4 protein-coding genes are annotated in these 5,502 nt (G+C 71.1%); 1 reads left to right on the forward strand and 3 read right to left on the reverse strand.

Features of this window, described 5'->3' with window-relative positions; genetic code table 11:
* Positions 1-18: 18 nt before the first annotated feature.
* Positions 19-1,065 carry a hypothetical protein gene (locus BIV04_RS08215; RefSeq protein WP_071255722.1) on the reverse strand — a complete coding sequence of 349 codons (1,047 nt, stop codon included), beginning with the start codon at positions 1,063-1,065 and terminating at the stop codon, positions 19-21.
* A 298-nt stretch (positions 1,066-1,363) separates the two neighbouring features.
* On the opposite strand from BIV04_RS08215, the gene glgX reads away from it, so the two are divergent.
* Complete coding sequence (glgX, locus tag BIV04_RS08220) at positions 1,364-3,421, forward strand: glycogen debranching protein GlgX (protein ID WP_071255723.1); 2,058 nt, start codon at positions 1,364-1,366, stop codon at positions 3,419-3,421.
* A gap of 141 nt (positions 3,422-3,562) precedes the next feature.
* On the opposite strand, the gene BIV04_RS08225 is transcribed toward glgX, so the two are convergent.
* Both BIV04_RS08225 and BIV04_RS08230 read right to left on the reverse strand, forming a co-directional pair.
* Positions 3,563-3,832: a hypothetical protein gene (locus BIV04_RS08225; RefSeq protein ID WP_071255724.1), complete on the reverse strand. Its 270-nt coding sequence runs from the start codon at positions 3,830-3,832 to the stop codon at positions 3,563-3,565.
* Positions 3,833-4,136: 304 nt separating this feature from the next.
* Positions 4,137-5,069 (reverse strand): aminodeoxychorismate lyase, encoded by a 933-nt coding sequence (locus BIV04_RS08230; RefSeq protein WP_255364217.1) that lies wholly within the window; start codon positions 5,067-5,069, stop codon positions 4,137-4,139.
* Between the last annotated feature and the right edge of the window lie 433 nt (positions 5,070-5,502).

Consider the following 5,502-nt stretch of genomic DNA (forward strand, 5'->3'; position numbering starts at 1 on the left):
CATCGTTCGAAACCGGGTTCATGAGGCGTCACCGCGGAAGCGACGAGCGGCTTCGCGGGCGGCGGCCGTGACACGGCGGGGGTCGAGTCGCACGTGGGCGTCACCGAGCAGGCCGGCGAGTCGAGCGGGCGCCACGAGATCGAGGTACTCGCAGTTGACGACGGCGCGCACCTCGGGCAGTTCGCACAGGGCCCGATCACGTCGTGTCCGGTCGCGGATTACCTCGGCGGGCGTCCGGCCGGCGAGCATGCGTGGATCGGTCAACTTCACGAGGCCGTTGAACTCGACGGCCACACCGTCGGCAGCAAGGAAGACGTCGCACCGTGCGATCCGCCCGTCCGCGAGGCGGAACTCCCATTGCAGCTCGACGTTCGAGAGGCCGAGTTCGAACAGGGCCACGCGGAGGAGCGATTCGCCGCCGTTCTCGGCGAACGGCGAGGCGAATTGGAAGGCACGGCGTGCTGCGCGATTTCCCGGGTGGGTGGTGGGACCGAGCCTGCCGAGCAAGGCCTCGCGTTCTCTTCGGAGGGTGGCGGCCACCACGGGCCCGGTCCGATGTCCGTTCGGCAGGACCAGTCGGCGAAGGACTGCGTCCGAGCACAGGACGGCATCGGCGAAGGAGGCCGTCCGGGCGACGTCGACGGCCGTCCGTCGCAGTCCGGTGACCGACGAGTCGCCGAGATGCACGACGTCGTCGGCAAGCACCTCCCCTGGGCGTCGGAGGAGGTGGGAGGACGTCTTGGTCGAGGTTCGGCGCCGGTCCGTGACGGTGACGGTGTCGTCGAAATCGTCGTGGACGCGGGGAAGGTCGAGCGCGGCCACGGCGGAGACGTGGGAGACCACGCAGTTCCGCGCGGGGCCGGCTGCCAGAGCTCGCGTCAGGAGGACGTGCCGCCCCCGGGAGTCCAGCTGCTCCCAGTCCGATGCCGTCGCGTAGACGCCACGGTGGATGCGCACGAGCGAGCCGTCGGCGACGCCGGAACGCAGGGCGACCGTCTCGGGGGCGCCGTCGCCGTGCGTCGCCGCGAACCGCAGTTCGCATCTCATCGGGTCGGCGTGGTCCACGGGGCCATGGTCTCGAACGCCGTCCCGGGGCCGGCGCCGCGCCTCCTTGCCTATGGAGAACTCGTCCTGGAGCCGGACGGTGCAGGAGGCGACGCGATCGCGATGAACCCGGTTTCGAACGATGCACCCGGAAGCTTCCAGGTGCATCGTTCGAAACCGGGTTCATGGGTGGGGAGGAGGAGGAGGGGCGGGCGGGGCGGGACGCGGGGGCGGGGAGGTGCGGGGTGGGGAGGACACTTCGGCGGGGTACGGCGCTCAGCTTGGCCGCCGGCAGCGCTCCTCCTGTACTGCTGGGAGCATGACCGACTCCCGCTCTTTGCCCTACCCCCTCGGCGTGACGCCCCTGCCCGACGGCGGCGCCCACGTCGCGGTGTACTCCGAGACCGCCGACCACGTCTGGTTCTGCCTGTTCGACGACGAGGCCGACGGCGGCACCGAGCGCCGCTTCGAGCTGACGAACCGCACCGGTCACGTCTTCCACGCCGTGGTCGAGGAGGCGCGGGTCGGCTCGCGCTACGGCCTCCGTGTCGCAGGCCCCTGGGACCCGGCCGCCGGCCTCCGCCACAACGAGCACAAGCTGCTGCTCGACCCCTACGCGACCGCCCTCGACGGCACGTTCGACTGGGGCCAGGCCGTCTTCGGCCACGACATGAACGAGCCCGAGACGCGCGACGACACCGACTCCGCCGCCGCCATGCCTCGCAACGTCATCGCCGACCGCGACTTCGACTGGGGCGACGACCGGCGTCCGCTCACGCCGATGGAGGACACGGTCGTCTACGAGGTGCACGTCAAGGGCTTCACGCAGACGCACCCCGACGTGCCCGAGGACATCCGTGGCACCTACGCCGGCATGGGTCACCCCGCCGCGATCAAGCACTTCACCGACCTGGGCGTCACGGCGGTCGAGCTGTTGCCCACGCACCAGTTCGTGCAGGACAGCCACCTCGAGGAGAAGGGCCTCCGCAACTACTGGGGCTACAACTCGATCGGCTTCTTCGCGCCGCACGACGAGTACGCGTCGAAGGCCGCGGGCACGGCCGGCGGCCAGGTCGCCGAGTTCAAGCAGATGGTCAAGGACCTCCACGCCGCCGGCCTCGAGGTGTGGATGGACGTCGTCTACAACCACACGGCCGAGGGCAACCACATGGGCCCGACCATCTCGTTCAAGGGCATCGACAACGCCGCCTACTACCGCCTGGTCGAGGGCGACGAGGGCAACTACTTCGACACGACCGGCACGGGCAACAGCCTCAACGTCAGCCACCCGGCGGCACTCGGCCTGATCATGGACAGCCTGCGCTACTGGGTCACCGAGATGCACGTCGACGGCTTCCGCTTCGACCTCGCCACGACCCTCACCCGTCAGGGCGGCGAGGCCAGCGAGCACAGCGCGTTCCTCACGCTGATCCACCAGGACCCGGTGCTGCAGAGCGTCAAGATGATCGCCGAGCCCTGGGACACCGCCGGCTACCAGGTCGGTGGCTTCCCGGCCGACTGGTCCGAGTGGAACGGCAAGTTCCGTGACGACGTCCGCGAGTTCTGGAACGGCGAACCCGGCGTCCTGTCGACGTTCTCGGACCGCGTGCTCGGCAGCCCCGACGTCTACGAGGGCGACCGCCGGTCGCCGCTGTCAAGCGTCAACTTCGTCACCGCGCACGACGGCTTCACCCTCGCCGACCTGACGAGCTACGCCGAGAAGCACAACGAGGAGAACGGCGAGGACAGCCAGGACGGCGAGAGCGACAACAAGTCCTTCAACGGCGGCGCCGAGGGCCCCACCGACGACCCCGCGGTCAACGAGTACCGCGACCGCCAGCGCCGCAACTTCCTCGGCACGTTGCTGCTCAGCGCCGGCGTGCCGATGATCCTCGGTGGTGACGAGATCGCGCGCAGCCAGGGCGGCAACAACAACGCCTACTGCCAGGACAGCGAGATCTCGTGGTTCGACTGGGAGCGCGCCGACCGCGACCTGCTCGCCTTCACGACCGAGCTCATCACGCTGCGCCGCGAGAACCCGGCCCTGCGCCCCGACTGGTTCCGCTACGCCCCCGAGGTCGAGAGCGACGACCACGTGCAGGTGCGCCGTGCCGACGACCACTCGTTCTCGAGCGGTGACTGGCAGCAGGGCGAGAACAAGGCGATCACCTTCGTGCTGACGCACAAGGACGCCGACGCGTTCGCCTACCTCGTCAACGGGTCGACCGCGGTCGTCGAGTTCAACGTGCCCGACGCACCCCACGGCGAGTGGGAACTCGCCTCGTCGAGCGACCCCGGCCAGCAGGTCGAGGGCCCCGTCACGACGCTGCTCGTGCGCGACGCGAGCTTCACGCTGCTGCGGAGCCGCGCCTCCTAGGCGTCGACGACGCGAGCGCAGGAGGCGCGGTGCGGGTCCTCGGGGCCGGCACCGCGCCTCCTGCGTCCGCCGGGCACGCGAAAGACCGCCGCCCCGAGGGGACGACGGTCGTCGCGTGGTCCGGCCGAGGCCGGGCCGGGATCAGGCGGTGGCGAGTTGCTGCGCCGCGGGGGCGAAGAAGTCGGCGTAGCTGGGGCCCGGCGTGATGTCGACGACGGTGCCGCACACGACGGGCTCGCGGTCGGCCTGCGCCCGGTCGGCACGGACGGAGGGTCGACGCTTGGGGTAGACCTCGATGCGGGCGGCGGGCACCCGGCGGTCGGCCACGTAGTGACCGGTCACGTCGACGGAGCGACGGACGTGTGCCACGAGCTGGTCGTGGCTGAGACGGGAGAGGTCGGCGGCGTTCATGCCGTGGCCTCTGCCAGGAGGAGTGCGCTGATGTCGATCGGCTCGGTGGGAGCCAGGTCGTGCGCGAGGGGGTGGTGCCCGGAGGCGTGGACGATGTTCATTGTTCTGCTCATCTCTGCGGCCCTGCGACCGCGTGCGGAACGGGGTGGAGCGGGTCGCGTCGCCGTGAATCGACGCGTTCCCGACTCTCGCAGGTCGCCGATCGATCGCCACCATCGGCCGACGCATCGTTCGCAAGGTGGACATTCGTTCGAACGACGGACGTCGCCGTGCGGCGTGTCCCGCCCCGAGCCGTGAGCAGGGCTCAGTCGCGACGGGCCCAGAGCGCCTCCACGAGCGTCGTCGTCAGCTCGTGGTCGATCGCGAACGGCCGCCCGTCGAGGTCCGACACCGGGGCGATCTGGCGCCCGCTCGACAGCAGCCACAGGGCGTCGGCCTCGTGCACGCGGGCGAGGGGCAGCAGCTCGTACGCGGTCTCGTGGCCGAGGTCGGCCAGGGCGTCGAACACGGCGGCCTGCGTCGTGCCCTCGAGGATGCCTTGGTCGGTGCGTGGCGTGACGAAGCGGTCGCCGAAGCGCGCGACGAGCGAGGCCGACGGCCCCTCGAGCGCGTACCCGTCGCTGCTGACGAAGAGCACGTCGTCGGCGCCACGGCGGGCGGCCTCGCGCAGGACGCTCTTGTTCACGGCGTACGAGAGGGTCTTCGCGCCCTGCAGCAGCCACGGCGAGGTCTGGGCGACGTCGTGCCGGTAGCCGCGGTCGAGCGCCACGACGCGGATGCCGTCGCGTCGCTCGGCGGCGTGGTCCTCGTACACCTCGGTGCGCGCCCAGGCGGTCGGCTCGCTGTCGGGCACGCCCTCGAGGCCGCGCGTCACGATCAACTTGGTCAACGCGAACGGCACGGGTGCGTGGGCGGCAGCGGAGGCGAGCACCGCCTCGCGGATCAGGTCGAGGTCGAGGTCGGGCAGGTCGAGGAGCGCCGCCGAGCGGGCCAGGCGGCGCAGGTGCGGCTCGAGCGCCTGCACGGCTCCGTCGACGACGCCGAACGCCTCGAAGATGCCGTCGCCGCGCGTCACGCCCAGGTCGACGACGTTCACGGTCGGCTCGGTCGCGTCGGCGACGTGCCACCCGGGGCCCTCGCCTCGGGCGCCGATCCGGGCCCGGTCGATCACCACGAGCACGGGGGCAGGAGGCGCGGTGTCGGTCGTGGGGGAGGCAGCGGCAGCGGTGTCGGTCACGCCCTCGACCGTACCTCGGGCCCGGGTTTTCGCTTTGTGGACAGGCTGTGGAGAATTGCTCGTCGTCGAGAGGCTAGACGCTCTCGCGACCCGGGGCGGCTAACTCGCTGCTCGAGGGCGGGCCTCGGGAGCCCCATGGCTCGGCTGGCTAGGCAGTCTAGCTAATTTTTGCGTCTGAACAGGGGTTTTTCACGCGATGCGTTCTTGGCGTGCCCAGACTGCGGAGGTACCGTGAGCGAGCCCGCCCATGGTGGGCGCGTGGTGCCCGGTGGGCCGGAGCTTCTTCACGGGGCGGCCCGCCCGGCACCACACCACACGCGCCGAAGGGCCGCACCGTCGAGACGGTGCGGCCCTTCGTGGTCGGTGCGGAGGCGTCGGTCGCCGGACGCGACGGCCCCCGGAGGTGCCGGCCCCGGGAGGCGTCAGCCTCGGG

Source organism: Frigoribacterium sp. MCBA15_019 (genome assembly GCF_001864945.1).
In the GTDB taxonomy this organism is placed as follows: Bacteria; Actinomycetota; Actinomycetes; order Actinomycetales; family Microbacteriaceae; genus Frigoribacterium.